This is a genomic window from Butyrivibrio sp. TB (assembly GCF_900110805.1).
GTDB lineage: Bacteria > Bacillota > Clostridia > Lachnospirales > Lachnospiraceae > Butyrivibrio > Butyrivibrio fibrisolvens_C.
The window spans coordinates 146352-168010 of record NZ_FOER01000002.1; the positions used below are offsets into that span (position 1 = coordinate 146352).

Sequence of the window (21659 nt, forward strand, 5' to 3'; positions counted from 1 at the left end):
TAAGATAGGGAAATGAAACGGAGATTATCTAATGGTTTGGAATGTTTATTTTGAAATAGCAGCTCTTATGATATCGGTGGTACTCATGCTTTCGGATCTTTGGAAGAAGCATCTTCCTTTCAGATCCTGGAACTATTTTGCATGGATTTTGAGCTTGCAGATCATATGCTGTATATTTGATATTATTTCATGTGGTATGGCTATAAGACCGTATAGGTATTCAATACGAATACATTATCTTATCAACATCATATATTATATTTCTTATATCATGGAGATATGGTCGTTTGCTATATTCACTATAGCTATGACAGGTAAGAGTAAGAGCATAAGAAGGACAACCTGGTTTGTAATTGCGCTTCCTTATCTTGTATCTTTTATATCTGTTCTGATCACGCCTTTTACCCATATGTTCTTCTATATAGACAGTGAAGGCGTATATCACAGGGGCTGGGCATATTACTATACCTGGCTTACATTCCTTGCCTTTTATATCCTGCTTCCAGTGGCATATGCCTGGTTCTACAAGGTTCAAATGGCGCCTTACAGGATGATGTATACTATAGGTTTTTGGGCATTGTCACTTACTGGTATGCTGTTGCAGGGATCTATTTTTACAGACGTACTTCTGGAAGGAATATTCAATACGGCAGCTATACTTATAATATACCTAAATATCCAGAATCCATCCCAGTTTACTGATGCGGATACAGGTCTGTATAACCAGTGGGCACTTGGAGAAGTTATTGATGAAAAGCTTGAGTATGGTGATCCTATCGATATAAGCGTCATCGGCATTGAGAACTTTCCTGTACTAGAGAGTATATATGGTCGAAGGAAACTCATGAGAGTTCTTCATAGTATAGCAGACGAGATCACAGAACAGGTCAAGGGAGTCAACCTTTTCTATATGCACAGGGGGAGGTTTGCACTTCTTTTTAATAAAAATACCAATCATAAGCAGATAGAGCATGCTATAAGAAGACGATTTGAGATGCCTTGGGGCGAAGAGGATGGCAAGGTTACTTTCAAAATACATATAACCCACCTCGATGAAGATGTGCCCAAGATGAGTATCCGCGAGATATTCGATTCACTTGAAGAGGGACTTCGTAATGCTGAGATGAAGGATAACGAAGTGACCGAGATCATCAGTGCGCAGAGGGTAGAGGAGATAAGAGACGGTATCAAAGTAGAGCACGCTGTCAGCAAAGCTATCAGGGAGCGAAGGATACGAGTTGCCTTCCAGCCTATTTATTCTACCAAAAAAGAAAGGATCATATCAGTAGAAGCGCTGGCAAGAATTGTGGATGACGAGCTTGGGATAATAGAACCTGACGTATTTATTCCTATTGCAGAAAAGAACGGAACTATAGGATTTATAGGATCTCAGGTATTTGAGCAGGTATGCTCTTTTATCAGAGAAAGGGATATGGAGGACCTTGGTGTCAGATTCATAGAGGTCAACTTATCACCTATACAGTGTAAGTCGGGTGAACTTGTATCAGACCTTTTCAATCTTATGGACAGATACGAGATCGACCCCAGACAGATCAATTTCGAGATAACAGAATCAGCTATGACAGATAGCAAGATTCTCAACGAGATGATGAATAAGATCATTCAGAGGGGCAGTACTTTTTCTTTGGACGATTATGGAACTGGTTATTCCAATCTTGTTGAGCTTCTGGATCTTCCTTTTAAGATAGTCAAGATAGATAGGTCTCTTGTATGGTCTTATTTTAACGGGACTTCAGATGTACTTCCTGATATTATCAAGACCTTTAGTAAAAGAGGTTATGAGATTGTAGCAGAGGGAGTTGAGACTCATAATATGGCAGAAAAGCTCCGTGACATGGGATGCGACTATCTTCAGGGATTCTATTTCTCCAAGGCTCTTCCTGCAGATCAGCTTGTATCATATGTATACAACAACCGTCGTCTTCGCATCATGGAGGAGATGAGGCTTTGATTAATTATTTGCTCGATGAAAGGATAAGTGACTAATGGGTGCTAAGATCAAAAAGAAGACTTGGAAGAGGTTTATCAAGTGGGGAGTTATTGCTGTTGTAATAGTGGCAGTTGTACTTTATTTTAGAAATGCTGCAGGCAATGTAGCGCAGTCTTTGTACAACGAAGATAAGGCCAGCCTTCGTGACATACAGACATATCACACATTCACAGGTACTACAGAACCTGTAGATTCTCTGGATGTGATCCCTTCTGTGACAGGTGTTAAGGTTACAGAGGTTATGGTGGAAGTTGGCGATGAAGTCAAGTCCGGCGATGTACTGATGACCCTTGATACCTACAATATCCAGAATCAGATAGATCAGTTATCGGCCAGTATGGACGTATCTGATACTCAGAGTGCCATAAGTATAGCTCAGGCACAAAAATCCTATGATGATCTTAAATATGAAATAGATAACGGACTTAATACTCAGCTTCAAAACACATTAAATGGTATAGATTCTGCCTTTGCCAGTCTTGTGACAGCGCAGGAGAATTATAATAACGAAGTTGAGCTCAATAACAGGCAGCTGTCCGATAAGATAAGCACTGCTATCCACAATGTTGATACCGCATACAGCACTGTATCAAATGCTCAGACGTCTCTTTCAAGAGCGCAGGAAGATCTGTCCAAGGCTGAGGATAATGGCCTTAGCGGAGATTCTCTTACTCAGTACAAAAGAGCCGTAGAAGATGCACAGACTTCTGTAGACAGTGCCTGGGATAGTTATAATTATGCAGTTTCTATGTACGAAGCTGCCAAGATGAAGGAAGAGGATTCACTTACTTCTCTGTATGATAATCTCATCACAGCTCAGATAAATTACTTAAATGCAATAGATTCATATAATGCAGCAGTTCTGTCTGTCAATCAGGAGCTTGAAGGATATCAGCTTACGATTCAGTCAGCAGTAGCAGGTAGCAATGATTCTGTCAATCAGCTTAAGCTTGCTGATCTTCAGAAGCAGCTGTCTGATTGTACTATAACTGCGCCTATGGATGGTATAGTTTCTAAACTTCCGGCAGAAGAAGGCTCATATGTTCAGGCAGCAGGAAGCGTTGCAACAGTAACTGATTATAGTCAGATGAAGATAGCAGTTAAGATAGGAGAGTACGATATCCTTGGCGTTGATGAAGGTGACAGTGTCATAGTATCAATAGATGCACTTGATGCTACTTATGACGGCACTATCAAAAAGATCGCCAGAGATGCTACAGTTCAGGGCGGCGTATCATATTTTGAAGCTGAAGTTGAGATAGAGGCTGATGAAGTTGTAAGAAGCGGTATGAGCGCTGAAGTTAAGCTCATAATAGAAGATGTGAAGCAGGTTGTATCTGTGCCTAGCGCTGCTGTAGTAGCTGATTCAAATGGTGAATACTTTGTATATGTCAAAGACCCGGCTGACCCTAAGAATACTACTCCTGTCCAGATCCCTGTAACTATAGGCGTCACAGATGGATCATATACACAGATAACACAGGGACTTAGCGAAGGTGATGATATACTGGTTCCAAAAACTGACTCTATGGCACTTTTGATGCAGGAGATGTCAGACAGGAGGGATGGCGCATCATCTAGTGATGGAGGCGCCAATGAGTGATAAGATTACAGATAATATAGTTAATACTAATGATATAGTTGATACTGATAATACAGTTGAAACTGATAGTTTTGATAAAAAAGTTGATATTGATAATACAGTTGATACTAATAATATTATTGTTCCTAATACTATAGAAAAACAGACTAATGATATAGCCAATGATAACGCTGATAAGATCCTTATCATGCGCGGTATCTGCAAAGATTATAAGATGGCAGGAGAGACTCTTCATGTACTTAAGAATATAGATCTGTCAGTTAAGAGAGGACAGTTCCTTGCAATACTGGGGCCATCAGGATCGGGTAAGTCTACTCTTATGAATATCATAGGTTGTCTTGATGTACCTACAAGCGGTGAATATGAGCTTTCAGGACGTGTTATAGCAGATGAAGATGAAGCGTCTCTTGCCAATATCAGGAACAAAGAGATTGGTTTTATCTTCCAGTCATTTTATCTATTGCAGAGACAGACAGCATTTGAGAATGTGGAACTTCCTCTTATATATGCAGGCATGCCGGAGAAAAGGCGCAGAGAAAGAGTCGAAGAAGTCCTTGAGAAAGTAGGTCTTGCCGACAAGATGTACAATCTTCCCAATCAGCTATCCGGTGGTCAGCAGCAAAGAGTAGCTATAGCAAGAGCTGTATCTACTAATCCGACTATCCTACTTGCAGATGAGCCAACAGGTGCTCTTGACCAAAAGACAGGAGCTGCTGTTATGGACCTGTTCCATTCCCTTAACGAAGAGGGAAGGACCATCATCATGATCACTCATGACAGGAAGATAGCAGGACATGCTAGACGTATTGTCAAGATCCTTGACGGAGTTATAAGTGAAGGAGATGTCGAAGATGCGTAAGTTTATAGGAATGATCAAAGAAAGCATCAAGATGTCTGCTCAGAATATCAAGAGCAATAAGATGCGTTCTTTTCTTACAATGCTTGGAATCATGATAGGTGTAGCATCTGTAATAGGACTTATCACGATAGTACAGACTGCGTCTGATTATGTTATGGGACAGTTCTCAGAACTTGGTGCAGGCACGATAACGGTTATGACTCCAGGAACAGCCCTAAAGAACGGACTTACAGAAAAAGATGTAGAGAACCTTAGAAATATCGAGGGTGTAGACGGTATAGCACCTTCTGTATCAGCTACAGTAAGCGCTGTAAGCGAGGGCGAGATATATGATAATGTAACCATGGATGGGGTGGACGTGAGCTTTTTTGCCCATAATGATATCATAGAAGAAGGGAGATCCTTCAGAGAATTTGAAGCAGATGGCTATACGCAGGTATGCATTGTTGACAGGACTTTTATAAGTAAAGTCCTAAAAAGCGGTGATGTTATAGGGCAGACTGTACATATCGGCGGATACGATTATCTTATTATCGGTATACAAGGAGAAAGTACTAATCTATCTGCTGCATATTCAGATACCAGTAACTCGGATGGCAATGTCATAGTTCCTTACAGGAATGTCATGAGGATGACATTTGCAAGTAATATCACAAACTTTAATGTATATGTAAAAGACGGAACTTCGACAAGTGATGTTGAGACATCGCTCAGACAGGAACTTGATCGTATCTATAATGAAGCTGACAATGCCTTTTCTGTGATCAATCTGGAAGCCCTTGTTAATGTTATGGGATCTGTTCAGTCCATGCTGACATCTATGCTTGGAGGCATAGCATCTATAGCGCTTCTTGTAGGCGGAATAGGTATTATGAACATGATGCTGACTTCAGTATCAGAAAGAACCAGAGAGATAGGCCTTCGTAAAGCTCTTGGCGCCCAGCCGTCAAGGATACAGGTTCAGTTTTTGATGGAGTCTATAATACTTTCACTTATGGGCGGATTTATAGGAATAATCCTGGGACTTATCATAGCATATGTAGGATCGAATCTTATGGATGTTGCTTTCAAGATATCCTGGGGAGCTGTGGCTCTTGGCGTAGGATTCTCTGCAGCTGTTGGCATCATCTTTGGATGGATGCCTGCAAGACGTGCCAGCGAGCTCAATCCTATCGATGCACTTAGATCGGAATAATAGATTAGGAAAAGAGGGTGAAAATCATGAAAAGATTGTCTGTAAAGATGGTGTCAAAGACTTGTGCATTTGTACTTACAGGTTTTATCGCTGCATCAGTTCTATTTAGTCCTATCACTGCAAGCGCAGGACCTGCGTATGATAGTGATTTTACCAAGACATATGTATTTGAAACACTTATAAAACCTGCACTTACCAATCCTTATACAGATGATAACGGGATATATGAACAGCTGGAACTGTGTTTCCGTTATCGTGTTATGACTATGGGCGAAGTTCTGGATATGTATGATCATGGATATACGGTGCCTGTTACAGTCCTTGAAAGGCTCTATAAGGCTGGATGGATCAACAGCTACGTATATCACAGGGCAGCAGGACTTGTTCCTACACCTGAAGATATGAGCGATGTATTTGATTATGTATATTATTACAATGCTAATCCTGATCTTCAGGCAGTATTTGGACTTAACGAAGAGGCCCTTTTCCAGCACTTCCTTCTGTGTGGAATGGCTGAGGGGAGACGAGCAAGCGTTAACTTTGACCCTGTATATTTTAAGAACAGATATCCTGATATAGCGGCTGAACTTGGTGATGACATGGCCGAGTATTATATCCATTACATAATTCATGCAGTAGAGCAGGGAAGAGTGGGAAGCCCTGAGGATCAGGCCGAGAAGATAGACCATCTTAACGATTATGCCAACGAGAATGATCCAAGGTACTAACGATGTTTTTGCTTATAAGTTTTTGGGTGAAGAAATCCTCTTTTTTTTCCGATAATATTCTAGAGCCTGTTTTGTTTGTGTTTTGGAGGATCTTCTGTATATGGCGCTTTTTGACTTTAAGTTTAAGCCCGGCAAAGCCTTAAAAAAGGGAATTCAATACAGATCTGTCTGGAAAGATTTTGAGGATGGTTCATCTGCGGCGCTTCTGTCATACGTCGGAGATATGTTTAAGTGCGACCGTGTGATAGTACTTCTAAGAACGCCTGAAGATACATATAGATGCACTGATGAGTGGTGCGGAGAAGGAATAAGCTCTGTACGAGATCAGCTTCAAGAACTGACCTGGCTGGATATGATGCCGTGGCTTGACGTCGTTGAAGACGGCAGAGTCACCATAATAGAAGATGTCAGCAGTATCAAAGATACTAATAATGAATTATATCTAAAGCTTGAGAAGTACGGATCCAAAGCTGTTATTATGGGTCAGCTCTCGCATATGGGCGAGGATCTGGGCTTTTGGCTTGTTGTAAATCCGACCTTGGAAAATATACAGAATATTTCTGCGATTTTCCAGGGCATTTTTTATCTGGTAGGGAATCTGTATCACAGTCAGGGTACAATCGAGCAGCTCAAGGATATAGGCTTTATGGACAAGCTGACAGGTGCTGCTAACCGTAATGCTCTTACAAGAGATATAGAGCAGTTCAGAGTGGGTGTGCCTCTTGCTATCCTGTTTGCAGATCTTAATGGCATGAAGGAGATCAATGATACAGAAGGTCACGAAGCAGGTGACAGACTCCTTATTAATGCCTGCGATGCTATAAGGGAGGTGTTCCCACCTGATAGCCTGTATAGAATAGGTGGTGACGAGTTCCTTGTTATTCTCTCTGACATTGATAAAAGAGAATTCGATGAAAAGACGCTGCAAGTTAGAGAAAGCTTCAAGAATAGAGAAGTTCAGGTTGCCATAGGCGCTGTATACGCAGAAAGCTACCAGAGGAATTTTGACGAGCTCAAATCTCAGGCTGATGACCTTATGTACAAGGACAAAAAGTCGTCTTATAAGACTTTTGAAGAAGGCGAAGAGACAAGCAGCAGGCCTGATGAAGTTATGGAAGTCTATCCTCAGGAAAATGGCTACAGAGTCATATACTGTGTTCCACATAAATATGAGGACAGAGGCGGACGTGAGAAGACAGGTATTTTTTCAGTTAAGCTTAATTCAATAGCGGATAATCAGATCCATCCTAGCGATAAGCTCAAGTATCTGGACTTTTGGAATGTGTCATCTCTTATTACTAATCTTGAAAAAAGGCACAGAGAAGATGCGGCTATCATCAAGTATCGTGCACGTACTGTGGACGGTTTCTGGTGCTGGGTAGAAGAGCAGATCACAATGCTAAGGCGAGATAACAATAAGATAGTCCTTATTAGCTCGCTTAGAGATATAAGTGATCAGCGTGAAAGAGAGCCGGTATCAGAGAATCTTACAAGTAGTTCTGAAGATTTTGTGGCTCAAAAGCAGCTCTATCTTAACAAGAAATTCACTGCTCAGGCAGAAGAGTGGCTTGCGGGACGCAAAGAAGGCGAGAATGTCTGCACTATAGCTATTAATCTGGGTCACCTAAGACTTTATAATGATACTTTTGGAAGGAATGCCGGAGATCAGCTTATAACACTGGCTACAGATGTTGTATCTCAGGCTGCATATATGCTGCACGGACTATCTGCGTATCTTGGCGGAGACAATTTCTGTGTTATAGGTCTTGCGGTTGATTTTGGAGATGCAGAGAATCTGGCAGATTATATCAGGAAGAATCTAAGAGATTATCATATGGACGGCGGCTTTGCTCCGGCTGTAGGAATCTATACTACTATTGACAGAAAAGAGACCTTTGCGACTATGCATGATAGAGCTCTGATAGCTCTGTCCAGTGTCAAAGACAATTATAATGAGCATGTACATGTGTATAGTACAGAAGACTTCAGGACTGAGACCGAGAGTAAAAGGCTCCATGTTCAGGAGATACAGCTTGCCCTTATACAGAATGAATTCAGATGCTATATGCAGCCTGCAGTAGAAGTTGATACAGGTAAGATAGTCGGTGCCGAGGCTCTTATCAGGTGGCAGAGAGGGATCAATCTGCTGCGCGCAGAGAGCTTTATCGATATATTAGAAGAAAGCGGATATATCCTGTCTCTTGATATCAAGATGTGGAGACGACTGTTTGAATGGATGAGAGATTCTAAAAAAAGGGGTATAATTCCTCTGCCATGCTCTATTAATATATCCCATGTGGATTTCCATTATATAAAAGTGGCTGAGACTTTAATAAAGCTCCTTAATGAATATTCTATCGAATCCAAGTACCTCATAATAGAACTTTCAGAACAGACATATGCAGATGATCCTGAGAATATCAGTAGACAGGTCGATGTCATGCGTAATGCTGGTATAAGGGTATTTATGGATGATAGCGGATGCGGGTTCGATAGCTTCAGAATGCTGTATGGAACTACTCTTGATGGTATCAAGATGAACCAGAGCTATCTGAGTATGCTGCCTATGGCAAGCAAGGCTTTTAATCCTGTTAAGATGATGCTGGATGTGGGTAGAGAAAGTGATATCCCGGTCATCTCAGAAGGAGCAGAGACACGTGAGCAGGTAGAGAACCTTAAACAGATAGGTTGCAGATTCATCCAGGGCAATTGCTACTATCGCCCTATGACGCTTGCGGATTATGAAAAGCTCCTTATCAAGAAAGGTTATGGCAGTTTGCCGCTGACCGTGTGAAAATAGTTTGACAGATATATTAAAACATCCCACTTGGATGGACCGACATCCCCAAAGCCTTTTACAGTGGCAGGCAGTATATAAATCATTGCCACACTGTTAATCGTTTTAAAATTCATGGCATGATATCTGGAGTTTTTTATTCTGGGGTCTGAAACTCGCTACGCTCAGACATGCAGACCCCTTGCAGAATAAAAATCTCCATCTATCACGCTCATGAATTTGATAAAACGATTAAAAAGTGTGGCAATGATTTATATACTGCCTGCCACTGTAAAAGGCTTTGGGGATGTCGGTCCATCCAAGTGGGATGTTTGCTTTGCGCCGACAGGAGTGGAACGTAGATGTGAGAGTTTCGAAGAAACGGAACAATCCGGTAGTCATATGGTGTCAAAAGGAACTTTTGACACCTACCTCATTATATTGGCGTCTATATGAACTTTTGAAAATCGTCATATTATGAAGACAGCGATATTACTTGGCGTACTGTTGGATGTCGATATCGCCGTATTCGTCTGCAAGATATTTGTCATAAAGTTGTTGGAGGTCTTCGACATTCTCTTCAGAGAGGTTCTCCTGAACATACTCGGCAGCGCTTTCTATGTCTCCATTTGATACATAGGAGGTTATGGTTGATACGGCTTCCTGGTCGACATTTTCTTCTATTATGGTGTTGAGAGTTTCCTGATCTTCCGGGTCCATTGAATTAAGGACTTCTTCAACTTCCTTGGATGTTACAGATACGCCGGATGATGCGGCTACCTGTTCTATTACGTTGGATACGGCGTAGTTGACGGCTTTCTTCTTGAGCATGGAATCCCATACTGCGATTTTGAATATGAATATGACAAGGCCGAGTATTATCAGTATAAGCAGGAACTGAATAAGTTTTGCTCCTGTATTCTTCTTTCTTCTTCGATTAGACATGTTTGGGTCTCCTTCGGTTATATAGGTGGTTGTTTTGGGGGCGCCATTGCATGGCAGTATCCATGCAGGGCGAGAAGTTTTAGTTAATTATAGAACAGATGATGGGGCATGTACAAGATAGAGAAGGGGGAGTGAATGGGGAGTGGATATGTCTAAGATAGTGTGAACATATTAAAGGTTGAGTAGATATACATAAATAGATGTACATTAGATATACATAATATATACGTAATATAGAGGTGTATACTAAAGATAGAGTTATTATCTAAGAGGCTGCGGGAGGAGAATTAAAACTATGAAGAATAATACAAGTATTAAAAGTATTATAAGTATGATAATAGTAATATCAGTTCTTGCGACCGGATGTGGCAAAGGTGGTGAAAGCGTTTTAACAGATGATGGAAATACTTCAGAAAGCGTTGACACTAAGACTTATAAAGAGGCTGAAATAGAAGATACTACGCCGGGAAAGAGCGAATATTCGAATAAAGAGTCTAATGAAGAAGCTGGTAATAAGGCTTCCTCAGAGGCACGGACTAATAGCTCTGAAGATAATAGCGTAGATACTGCATATGATTCAAGTTCTGCAGGTGTGTCTAAAGATAATGACGATACTAAGGTCGTTTCTGATAATGATAAGATAGAAGATACTAACCAGAATAAAGGGGACAAGACAGATATGGATAGTACTATAAGCAGTGAAGATTTCTATATATCAGAAATCACTGATGAACTTTTTGACAGGATGAAGGGTAAGTCTTATAAGGATGACTGTAATGTTCCAAGAGAGGATCTTAGGTACATCCATATACTTCATAAGAATCTTGAAGGAGATACCTGCGAAGGCGAGATGGTATGTCATAAGATCATAGCTCAGGATCTTTTGGAGATATTTGAAGAGCTATATCTTAACGACTATCCTATAGAACGCATGGTACTTATAGATGAATACGGTGCTGATGACGAGACTTCTATGACAGCCAACAATTCATCCTGCTTTAACTATAGAGTTATATCTCATACTACCAAGATATCTAAGCACGGCCTTGGAATAGCTGTTGATATTAACCCTTTATACAATCCGTATACCAAGATAGTAGATGGAACGAGAATAGTCGAGCCGGCAGCAGGTGAGCCTTATCTTGACAGAGAAGCAGACTTTCCCTACAAGATAGATGAAGATGACCTGTGCTATAAACTCTTTATAGAACATGGATTTGAATGGGGAGGCAGTTGGACCAGTGCCAAAGACTACCAGCACTTCGAAATGCCGGACTTTGTTGCAGATGAGCTTCGCGCTACTTACAACTAAAGAGATTGATTATTGAACAGACACTGCCCTCATAGATGTGCTGACATAGACGCACTTCCCACGAGGGCAGCATGAATTTATATGTTAGCCTAATAGAGTTGATGCTATCAGTGAATAGGCCATGATGTATATGCAGACGATTGCAAACAGGATGGAACCGGAGTTCTTGAAGGCTGCGCCGGAGAGCATTTTGTGAGGTACTTCATTTGGCGCTTTTTCAAGATGTACATCTTTTTTGATGATAGTATATATTATGGATACGATTCCAAGTCCTATCATCACATATATGAAATAGGTATATACTACCGGCATATAAGGTGCCATTATCGCTGATGATGAGTTTACTATCATATGCATCACAATTGTCATTAGGATATTGCCTGTTCTGACATATACATATCCAAATATCAGGCCAAGTGCAAATGCATAGAAGAACTGGTATATATTGCAGTGGAACAGTCCAAATGCAAGTGCGGAGTAGATAATAGCCGTAAGCTCGCCGTAACGCCTTGTCCTGTCTATTATCAGCTTTCTATAGATCAGCTCTTCAAATATAGGTGCGAGCACGGATACCATTATTATAGACAGGATGTTATCGCCTGATATAAGTGTATTGATCATGGAATTCTCAGCTTCACCACCTGACAGAAGCGCAGCAAGATAATTACTAAAGTTGGCGAGTAATACTGTCACAGGGAACATGATGCATATTGCTCTTATGTACTGATTCTTGGAGATAGTGCCTTTTACAACATATTTAGAACCATTGGAGAGTTTTGCAACAAGCGCGCATAAAGGGCAGGCTATACCATATATGCTGACGATATTAGTTAGTGCTAAAAATGTTGTATCAGTATATATATCTGTGAGTTCCAAGTGGCTTTTTGCAGAGATTATCTTGGCAAGGACATCTCCTATTATACCTCCGATTGCATTAGCTGCGAGCATGAATGTAAGGATAGCAAAGCCTATGATTGTATAGGCTTTTTTGGCATTATCAAGGTTTCCATACAGTAAGGCTTTAGAAGATCTGCTATCCTGAGATTCCAAGACTTCATTAAGATCATCTTCTTTGGTTTTGACTTTGCCTGTTATTGCACCAGCGATTTCTGCGAAGATTCCCTTTGTACCTTTTTTGAACAGCCTGTTCTTATAAACTCTTCCTGTGAGGATTGCAAGTAGTACTGTAAAAAGAAGAAGGAGAGCCAGATACAATACAAATGGTATAAATCCTATCTTTGCAGATACGATATCTCCAGGCAGGACAAAAGCTGATGTGAAAGGAATGATCCTGATGATAGTCATTCCGATAGGGTCATTCTCTGTAAAAAGAGGTACATAGAAGGAAGTAAGGAAGCCTACCAGCATAGTCATAAATGACATGGATGTTGTCTGCGATAACTCTTCTGCAGTTGCAGCAAATGATGCAAAAAGGGCTGATACAAAGCAGTAGAATAAAAACGCACATAACAGAGCTATAACAGCAAGTACCAAAAGGACATAGAAGTTTGCAGATACACCGTTTTCAGGTAACATATCCATAAATACAGAGATGATGTCAACACGGCTAAGCCCGATCACGTCAGTTATAACTACGTTACTTATTACAAGACCTGTGACAGCACATACGATCCATACTGCAGTCTGGATCACTGCTTCACAGAAGATAGCAGTAACTTTACCAAATATAATGGCAGAAGGACCTGAAAGTGTCAGGATATATTCCATGAGTTTGGAAGTCTTCTCCATACTTACTATCTGACCGATGCTCTGACCATAGAATATCACAAGGAAATATAAGACCATCATAACGAGCATGGGAGCCAAATAAGAAATAAAAGAATAATCTTCTTCTTCCGAAGGTTCATTGATGGTGATCTCACTTATATTAAGATCACTGACTGCCATATTGATCTTATCTGCAGATACTCCTGTGCTGCTTATCTTAGCATTCTTGACTGTTTCAGAAAAGTCTCTAGCAAAGTCCTTGGCATCGCCGCTTCCTACCGTGCTTTCTTTTGGGATATAAATGGTTAGATCGCAGCTTTCTTCACTTTCTTTTATGTTAAGTACTATAGAAGTATCTTCGTTGTCTCCGAGTGCTGTGACATCCTTGGCAGCTTCTTCGGCGCTTAATCCGGATACTTCACTGATCGTAAGATATGGATAGTCTTTTTGATGTTTCTGTTCAAAACTATCTATATCCAAAGAAAGATCTGTCTCGTTAACTATATATACAGCTTTTAGGTCGCTTGCCTTATCCTTGTCATCAAGAGCTCCTGATATAAGGATGTTGGAAACAGCAGCTATTATCAAAAAAGCTATACCTACAAAGACTGTAGAGCCAATAAATTTTTTGCCTTTAATGGCTTGTTTTAGTGTGAATTTACATATTTTAAGCCAGTTTTTCATACAACCACCTGTTTTTTCATGAGTTTGATAACGTCTTTAGCTTTGAGTCTCTTGCCCTGGAACAGGAGCATGGATTCATAAACTGCTGAAGATAGAATGAAGATGATAACTGCGGCTATGACTATTACTATAAGAGCTATAAGTCCTGTCAGGATGCTGATCTTGCCTGTAAGTATAAGGGCAGGTGTGATGAATGCACCGGTAAAAGGACATATTGCTATAAAATTCTTAAAAGCTTCAGTTCCGCTCATGTTAAGCATCATGATAATAAGAGCCATGTCTGCATAAGTGCAGATAATAAGAAGGAAGCTGAATGTCTTATACGCATCCTGGAGCTCATCAAGCTTGGATACACTTGCACCTGTCAAAGCTCCTATTATTGAATACAGGCAAAGTCCTGCAAGGAAGTATAAAACAGTTATTACAAGCTTTGAAAGCGTGATATTCTCCCATATTGAAGAGACTACAACTACACTTCCTGAAGATGCGCTTGAAACTATGTTCTGCGCATTTATGATTATGCACAGAAGCTGTGACAGGAAGAAGCACCCGTAAGCAGCAAAAGTTGTGATCAAAGTCTCTAAAAGCCTTGCACAGATCTTGCCGGACAGTAGTGCAAGGGGCCTTGTTCCTGTAAGGAGATATTCGATAACCCTTGAAGACTTCTCTGTTGCTATAGAAGTTGCTACATTTCCAACAGACATATTTATGAACATGAATACTATCATAAGACCTGCCAGCATTACGAAGTAATCGCCGGATGAGATACTTCCTGTATCTTCGAAGAAGTTACCCTCTTTATCAGTTTTCATGACTGTCACGTCGAATTCTTTGGACAGATATTCATAATCTTCTTCGCTTACGCCAAGGTTTTTAAGAACTCCTTCTCTGTAAAAAGATACATAGGCATCTTCAAAATCAGAAAGCTCAGAATCTTTTATCTTAGACCCTGGAGAACGTGTAATATAAACATCAAATCCTTTTTGCTTATCATACTCTGTTTTAATGATAAGACTATAAATGTCTGTGTCCTTATCAAAACTGTCTATAGCTTCATCGTATGACTTTTCGGAGTCTGTTATGAATGAAACATTCTTGTAGACTTCGTTATCTATAAAAGAATCAAAGTCTATCTCAAGACCTGAATTATCATAAATATATACTGATTCAATAGAAGATATTGCCTGAGTATTCTTGCCTGAATCGTCACTATTTTTGATATTACTTATGATAAGCATTAAGGGCATATAACAGAAGGAAAGAGTGCATATTATAGCCAGGAATACCTTGAAACCTGTTTTCTTGATGCCTGTCATGAATTCAAACATAAAGACTTGCTTGAATCCTCTTAGATCATTTTTATTCACTTATGGTTTCCTCCGCTTTGTTATCTGCGTTATTCTGATCGTTATCTAAAGCACTTTCTCCGACGCTTTCAATGAAGATCTCGTGAAGTGAAGGCTCTCTGAGTTCGAATCTTACGATGGTCCTTGATTCATCGCTAAGGCGCTTTAGAAGGGATTTGGCTTCAGATTCATCCTTGACCTTGAGTTGTATGCCGGCAGGTGTGTTATTAACGACCTTGATGCCGAGTGTGCTGATAGTATCTGAGATATCCTCATCACACTTAACAAAGAGGTTGACACGACCGTAGGATTTTTTGATCTGGTTGAGATTGCCGGATACTACAGCTTTGCCCCTGTTAAGGATAGTGATGTCTTCGCAGAACTCTTCTATGACAGGCATCTGGTGGGATGACATGATGATATATTTGTTCCTGGCGATCTCTTCACGGATAACGCTTTTGAAAAGGTCTGTATTAACCGGGTCAAGGCCTGAAAGCGGCTCGTCAAGAATCAGAAACTGAGGGTCTGATATAAGAGCAGCCATAAGCTGGATCTTCTGCTGGTTACCTTTGGACATCTGATCTGCGAGAGTTGGTTTGAACTTCTTACCCTTTTTTCTCTCAGGAAAAAGATACTCTGTGACCTTGAGCCTGTCTCCCCAATACTTGATCCTGTCCATTGCGGTATCTGCGGATAAGCCCTTTAAAGATGCGAAGTATAAGAGCTGATCCATGATAGGATATTTGGGATACAGACCTCTTTCTTCTGCAAGGTATCCGACGTTGACTTTACGTGTATCAAAGTTCTCTCCGCCAAAGAGAACTTCGCCGTTATCTCTTTCGAGTATTCCAAGCATCATACGAATGGAAGTTGACTTGCCTGCGCCATTGGTTCCAAGAAGCGCATATACTCCGGGTTCTTTAAGTTCAAATGAAAGATCTTCGACTGCCTGTTTATCTCCAAATTTTTTCTGCAAATGTTTAACTTCAAATGCCATGTGATATCTCCTCAATATATCAATTCAATAATTTTAACATCCTAAAAATTGTAACAAAAAAGATAAGAAACTCCAATATCCGAAGCTTAATTCAAGCTTAAAATAAGTCAAAATTAGGAGAAACTAATTCAGTGAAAAAACAGTATTAGAGTTTTTTTATAAAAATAATTTAAAAAGTAAATATTGGTTACGGTATCGTTTGATTGTAATTTTGGGCGTTTAAAAGTAGATGAAATATGGTACAATAATCACACTTAAAAATATTAAACTATTGTAATCGGTAAAACCATACTATAAACTTAACTATAAGTTTTGTAATAAGATAAACGGTGTAAGGGGCTTGGCATTGTACCTTGGCTGGTGGTCATAGCCTTATCATCGAAGGAGTTTTTATGGAATCAGGATATGTTATCAGTTGTTGTTCGACAGTAGATCTTCCAAAGGATTTTTTTGAAAAAAAGAATATCAGATATATTTGTTTTCATTATCAGCTGGATGGAGTAGACTATCTGGATGATCTTGGTCAGACGATACCTTTTGACGAGTTTTATAAGAAGATGGAGGAAGGGGCTGATACCAAGACTTCACAGATCAATGTAGAAGAGTACGAAGAGTATTTTGAAAGTATAGTAAAGGAAGGTAAGGATATCATCCACCTGACTCTTTCTTCAGGAATATCAGGTACTATCAATTCTGCCAATATTGCCAAGGATATGGTGCTGGACAAATATCCTGACAGAAAGATAGAGATAATTGATTCACTTGCAGCTTCATCTGGATATGGACTTCTTATGGATATACTTGCAGATAAAAGAGATCAGGGACTTAGCTTTGAAGATCTTTGCGCATTTGCTCTTGATATAAGAAACAAAGTGCAGCACTGGTTCTTCTCAACTGATCTTACATTCTATATAAAAGGAGGCAGAGTATCCAAAACAGCAGGATTTGTAGGATCTATGCTCAATATCTGTCCTCTTCTTAACGTTAATATAGAAGGTAAGCTTATCCCCAGAGAGAAGATAAGAACCAAGAAGAAAGTATCACAAAGAGTTGTCGATATCATGGAAGAAAGGGCACTTGGCGGCAAAGACTATAGTGGCAAGTGCTTCATATCCCAGTCTGCATGCAGAGAAGATGCAGAGTATGTTGCAAGCCTTATAGAAGAGAGATTCCCTAAGCTTAAAGGCAAAGTGATGATCAACGATATAGGTACCACCATCGGAAGCCATACAGGCCCGGGAACTGTCGCGGTATTCTACATAGGCGATCAAAAAGATGATTAAAAAAGTCCCTTGATTCTTGGTACGAATGATATGCATCAGAATCAAGGGATTATTTTAGTAGTAGCTAATTCGTATATACCAAAAGGACTGTCAATTGATGAAATTAAGAACAATAGATCAAGGTGAATTGATTTTGGGGCTGTTTGCGCAACAGCCCCTTCTGCATCTTCTGAGAAAGTCTATCCGAGAATTTTACTTTGACCTTAGTTTGTTTTGCCCATCTGTTCTAGCATAAATTCTTTTACTGCCTTAGTGACAAGCTCAAGATGGTGGTCATAGCAGTGAGTATCCCCGGGGATAGTTACCAATTTACAGTTCTTGTACAGCTTGGAGAACTTAACTGAAGAGTCATAAGGTACAGCTTCGTCCTGATCTCCGTGTACTATAAGTACAGGCTTTTGATATTTGTCTATATAGTCTTCAACTTTTATGGTCTGAGCAACTCTGACATAGTTACCCTTAAGCTTTCTGCCATCCCAGGCTTCCAATTCGTCAGGAATATTCTCAGGATCAAATTTAAGTCCGAGGAGTTCTCCGGTTCTGGCAATTTCAGGGATCATTGCAGCAGGTGATAATGGAATAAGCGCCTTGATAATATCTCTTTCCATTGCTGCAGCAAGCATTACAGAGAGTCCGCCCTGAGAATGTCCTGCCATGTAGATGTCTGTAACAAAGCTAAGCTCTTTGGCATAGTCAACTACTGCAAGAATATTTGTAAGCCACTTGAAAAGCGTGTGATCCTCAAACTTTCCGTCGCTCTTTCCGTGTCCGTACATGTCTGCGCGAAGTGTTGCTACCCCGATTTCATTAAGTGTTTCCTGAACCGCAACAATATGTCTTTCTTCACTATGTCCTGTAAAGCCATGAATGATGATGCACAATGGGCATTTCTCTGGATTATTCTTTGGCATATCAAGATAAGCATTTAATTTTATACCGTCACAATCAATGTACATTTTGTCCCTCCCAATATTATTTAAAAATACATTAATTCTAAGCTGAGATGCTATAAACGGCGTGTTAAGGACTATTATAATCTATATGAGTATTATTGTGTACAAATTTGCAGCATCCTTATCGAGCGGTATATGGCCTATATCATCGATTATTAGCACGATGGACTTGGTATAGAAATTCAGTATGTTTTCCAGAACTGTTCTCCTGTAAAGTCTTATTAAGCAGATGAATAAGAGCCTCAAATGTTTTGAAGCGGGTCTGATATCTGGCTTTCGTTGTTTTGCATACTTACCATTCTGGCGGACATAAACTGATTAAAAAACTGTCAAAATTCAATTTGGATATTGATTTTTTATAAGTTAAGATATATGATTAGTTTAACCGGTTAAACGAGCGAGGATACAAGATGAAACGAGCTACATTAAAAGACGTTGCTGAAAGGGCAGGAGTGTCAAAAGCAACAGTATCATACATATTGAATAATGCGGACAAGCCAATCACTGAAGAGACTAGATTAAAAGTAAAGAAAGCCATGGAAGAGCTTCAGTATGTTCCTAATCTTGGAGCGGCTGCACTGACGAATAAGACATCTAAAATGATTGGAGTGGTTATTCCGCAAACTGAACCAGGATCTCAGCTTATGTTTCAGAATAGCTTTTATAGTGAGATCATAAGCGCGATTGAATATCATGCAAGAAAGATTGGATATCATATCCTTATTTCCGGAACAGACGTAGATGAATCTTACATTAAACTGATTTACGAGAGAAATCTTGATGCTGTAATAGCTATTGGAGTTTACCCGGATGACTTTTTTGAACAGTTCAAGAAGATCGGGATTCCGACAGTACTTATAGACAGCTATTGTAAGGATGAACATTTCCACAATATCCGGATAGATGATGAGCTTGGTGCATATATGGCAACAAAGTATATGCTTGAAAAACATCACACGAAGATAGGATTTCTATCCGGCGAGATGAAGGAAGACGGAGTAATTAAGAAACGTCATGAAGGCTATAAGAAGGCTTTGGCAGAATACGGGATACCTTATGACAATGATTGCATTTTTGAAGTAGAAGTTGATTTTAACAGCGGTATAGAAGCGGCAGAGAAAATAGTAAAGGAAAAAACAGATATCACAGGTATTGTAACTACTGCTGATGTACTTGCAATTGGTGCTATAAAAGGATTTCATCAGATGGGCAAGCGAGTGCCTTTTGATTATTCGATAATCGGCTTTGATGATCTGGAGATATCAAAGTACATAACTCCGGGACTAACTACGATAAAGCAGGATATATATGGAAAAGGAAAATGTGCTGTGGATATTCTCGAAAAAGCACTTGAAGATAAGAATTATCCCAAGCAGGATGTAACGATGAAATTTGAAGTTGTTGAGAGAGAAAGCGTAAGGGATCTTTCATGATAAGACTGGAAACTGATAAGACTGGCGAAATTATAAAAATTGACAGAGGAGACATTTCAATTACTTATACAAAAGAAGGCGAGATGTGTCAGGCGGTTATTCAAAATAACTATAAGCATATATATGGTATGGGAGAGAAATTCGACTATATAGACCAGAAGGGACATACCTGTATAAACCGCGTAGAAGAAAAATTCTGTAATCAGGGAGATAAGACCTATTGCAGTATCCCATTCTTTTTTACTGATTCGGGATGGGGACTATTTGTAGAAACCGATTGTGTGACTTCTTTTGAATTTGAAAAAGAAATCAGGGTTAATTTTCCAGTGAATGCCTCATTATTTTTATTTCAAGGGAAGCCATTGGACATCATAAAGGAGTTTAACAATTATCTTGGAATTATTAATTCTCCGCCCAGATATGCGTTTGGTCCGTGGATTTCTGCGAACAGGTGGAACAGTCAGAAGGACGTAGAAGAAGTTGTTGCAAATTTGGAGAACTACGATTTTCCTGCGACAGTACTTGTACTTGAGGCATGGAGTGATGAGGCAACGTTCTATATTTGGAATGGCGCCAAATACAAAGAAAAGATTGGAAAAGAAGCGTTTAAGTACGAAGATTTTGATTTTTCAGCAAGTGAGCAGTGGGATGATCCTAAACAGATGGTCAAGGATTTGACGCAGAAGGGAATTCATACCGTTTTATGGCAGATACCTGTCTATAAAAAAATGGAAGAAGGCATCCACAATCTTCAGAATGAAATAGATGAAAAATATGCGATAGATAACAAGCTTTGTCTATATAAAAAGGATGGCTCACCATATAGGATTCCGGAGGGAAACTGGTTTGCCGGTTCCCTTGTGCCTGACTTTTCAAATCCTGAGACAAAAGAAGCATGGTTTTCCAAAAGACAATATCTTTTGGACATGGGTATTTCGGGATTTAAAACGGATGGAGGTGAATTTATTTATGATGATTCAGTAGTAAGCAGCAACAATAAGACAGGAAAAGAGTTAAAGAATGCATATTGTCAGGAATATACAAGGACTTACTACGATTATCTGGGAAAGGAGAACGTTCTTTTTTCAAGAGCCGGATATACCGGAGCGCAGAGGACTCCAATACTGTGGGCAGGAGATCATCAGTCAACATACAAGGAACTAAAGAATGTATATAGAGCTGCAATATCTGCCGCATGTTCCGGTATCATCTTTTGGGGATTCGATATAGGAGGATTTGCAGGACCTTTGCCATCAGCAGATCTTTATCTTAAGTCAACACAGTTTGCATGCTTTTGCCCTGTAATGCAGTGGCATTCAGAACCGGATGGTGGACAATTTAAGGAAATTCTTAAAGGGGCAGAAGGAAATAATGAGAGAAGTCCATGGAATATTGCACGTTTCTATGGAAAACCTGAGCTGTTAGATGAGATAAGAAAATGGCACAAATTAAGGATGAAACTTATTCCCTATATTTACGGGGAAGCTCAGAAAGCTGCGGATAAGGGAATCCCAATGATGAGAATGCTTTTTATGGAAAATCCGACAGATGAAAAAGCATATGACTATGAGGATGAATACTATTTTGGGGATGACTTGCTGGTTGCTCCTTTATTTGAAGAAAATATAAAGAGCAGAACTCTTTATCTTCCTAAAGGAAAATGGATAGGAATGTTTAGCAAAAACTTGTATGAAGGCGGAGGAATAGTAAGTTCGGACAATGAGGAATATCCGGTATTTATCAGGCAGGGAGCAGATTTTGATATTGACAGGGAATAGTTATATTTCCTGAAAATATAAAAAGCAA

15 protein-coding genes are annotated in these 21659 nt (G+C 39.8%); 10 read left to right on the forward strand and 5 right to left on the reverse strand.

The window, feature by feature from the left end:
- The first annotated feature begins 31 nt into the window (after positions 1-31).
- From BMX21_RS01990 to BMX21_RS02015, 6 genes are all read left to right on the forward strand, one after another.
- The gene (locus BMX21_RS01990) at positions 32-1972 is read left to right on the forward strand and encodes an EAL domain-containing protein (RefSeq protein ID WP_092040702.1); all 1941 of its coding nucleotides are present in this window, start codon (positions 32-34) and stop codon (positions 1970-1972) included.
- A 34-nt stretch (positions 1973-2006) separates the two neighbouring features.
- Complete coding sequence (locus BMX21_RS01995) at positions 2007-3614, forward strand: efflux RND transporter periplasmic adaptor subunit (protein WP_092040705.1); 1608 nt, start codon at positions 2007-2009, stop codon at positions 3612-3614.
- A gap of 187 nt (positions 3615-3801) precedes the next feature.
- Positions 3802-4473, forward strand: a complete 672-nt coding sequence (locus tag BMX21_RS02000; RefSeq protein WP_034453690.1) for an ABC transporter ATP-binding protein — start codon at positions 3802-3804, stop codon at positions 4471-4473.
- A complete protein-coding gene (locus tag BMX21_RS02005; RefSeq protein WP_092040708.1) occupies positions 4466-5668 on the forward strand; it encodes an ABC transporter permease in 1203 nt (400 codons plus the stop codon). Before BMX21_RS02000 ends, BMX21_RS02005 begins: the two co-directional genes overlap by 8 nt.
- A gap of 26 nt (positions 5669-5694) precedes the next feature.
- Positions 5695-6396, forward strand: coding sequence for a hypothetical protein (locus BMX21_RS02010; protein WP_022754943.1), 702 nt, complete (start codon positions 5695-5697; stop codon positions 6394-6396).
- A gap of 100 nt (positions 6397-6496) precedes the next feature.
- Positions 6497-9190 (forward strand): bifunctional diguanylate cyclase/phosphodiesterase, encoded by a 2694-nt coding sequence (locus BMX21_RS02015; protein ID WP_092040710.1) that lies wholly within the window; start codon positions 6497-6499, stop codon positions 9188-9190.
- A gap of 474 nt (positions 9191-9664) precedes the next feature.
- Here BMX21_RS02015 and BMX21_RS02020 read toward each other — a convergent pair whose 3' ends face one another.
- Entirely contained in the window at positions 9665-10117 is a 453-nt protein-coding gene (locus tag BMX21_RS02020) for a hypothetical protein (RefSeq protein ID WP_092040714.1), read from the reverse strand.
- A gap of 295 nt (positions 10118-10412) precedes the next feature.
- Here BMX21_RS02020 and BMX21_RS19615 point away from each other — a divergent pair, with 295 nt between their 5' ends.
- Positions 10413-11429 carry a M15 family metallopeptidase gene (locus BMX21_RS19615; RefSeq protein WP_242952848.1) on the forward strand — a complete coding sequence of 339 codons (1017 nt, stop codon included), beginning with the start codon at positions 10413-10415 and terminating at the stop codon, positions 11427-11429.
- 84 nt (positions 11430-11513) lie between these two features.
- On the opposite strand, the gene BMX21_RS02030 is transcribed toward BMX21_RS19615, so the two are convergent.
- Genes BMX21_RS02030 through BMX21_RS02040 form a run of 3 tightly spaced genes read right to left on the reverse strand, consistent with a single transcriptional unit; the run spans position 11514 to position 16184 of the window.
- Complete coding sequence (locus BMX21_RS02030) at positions 11514-13841, reverse strand: CPBP family glutamic-type intramembrane protease (protein ID WP_092040717.1); 2328 nt, start codon at positions 13839-13841, stop codon at positions 11514-11516.
- A complete protein-coding gene (locus BMX21_RS02035; RefSeq protein ID WP_092040720.1) occupies positions 13838-15208 on the reverse strand; it encodes an ABC transporter permease in 1371 nt (456 codons plus the stop codon). The genes BMX21_RS02030 and BMX21_RS02035 overlap by 4 nt, the downstream gene beginning before the upstream one ends.
- On the reverse strand, positions 15201-16184 hold the full coding sequence (locus BMX21_RS02040; RefSeq protein ID WP_092040723.1) for an ABC transporter ATP-binding protein: 984 nt from the start codon (positions 16182-16184) through the stop codon (positions 15201-15203). The genes BMX21_RS02035 and BMX21_RS02040 overlap by 8 nt, the downstream gene beginning before the upstream one ends.
- A 392-nt stretch (positions 16185-16576) precedes the next feature.
- Between BMX21_RS02040 and BMX21_RS02045 the strand changes: the two genes are divergently transcribed.
- A complete protein-coding gene (locus tag BMX21_RS02045) occupies positions 16577-17467 on the forward strand; it encodes a DegV family protein (RefSeq protein WP_092040726.1) in 891 nt (296 codons plus the stop codon).
- Between the two features lie 203 nt (positions 17468-17670).
- On the opposite strand, the gene BMX21_RS02050 is transcribed toward BMX21_RS02045, so the two are convergent.
- The gene (locus tag BMX21_RS02050; RefSeq protein WP_092040729.1) at positions 17671-18423 is read right to left on the reverse strand and encodes an alpha/beta hydrolase; all 753 of its coding nucleotides are present in this window, start codon (positions 18421-18423) and stop codon (positions 17671-17673) included.
- Positions 18424-18830: 407 nt separating this feature from the next.
- Here BMX21_RS02050 and BMX21_RS02055 point away from each other — a divergent pair, with 407 nt between their 5' ends.
- Positions 18831-19853: a LacI family DNA-binding transcriptional regulator gene (locus BMX21_RS02055; protein ID WP_092040733.1), complete on the forward strand. Its 1023-nt coding sequence runs from the start codon at positions 18831-18833 to the stop codon at positions 19851-19853.
- Positions 19850-21631, forward strand: coding sequence for a glycoside hydrolase family 31 protein (locus BMX21_RS02060; RefSeq protein WP_092040736.1), 1782 nt, complete (start codon positions 19850-19852; stop codon positions 21629-21631). The genes BMX21_RS02055 and BMX21_RS02060 overlap by 4 nt, the downstream gene beginning before the upstream one ends.
- The last annotated feature ends 28 nt before the right edge of the window (positions 21632-21659 follow it).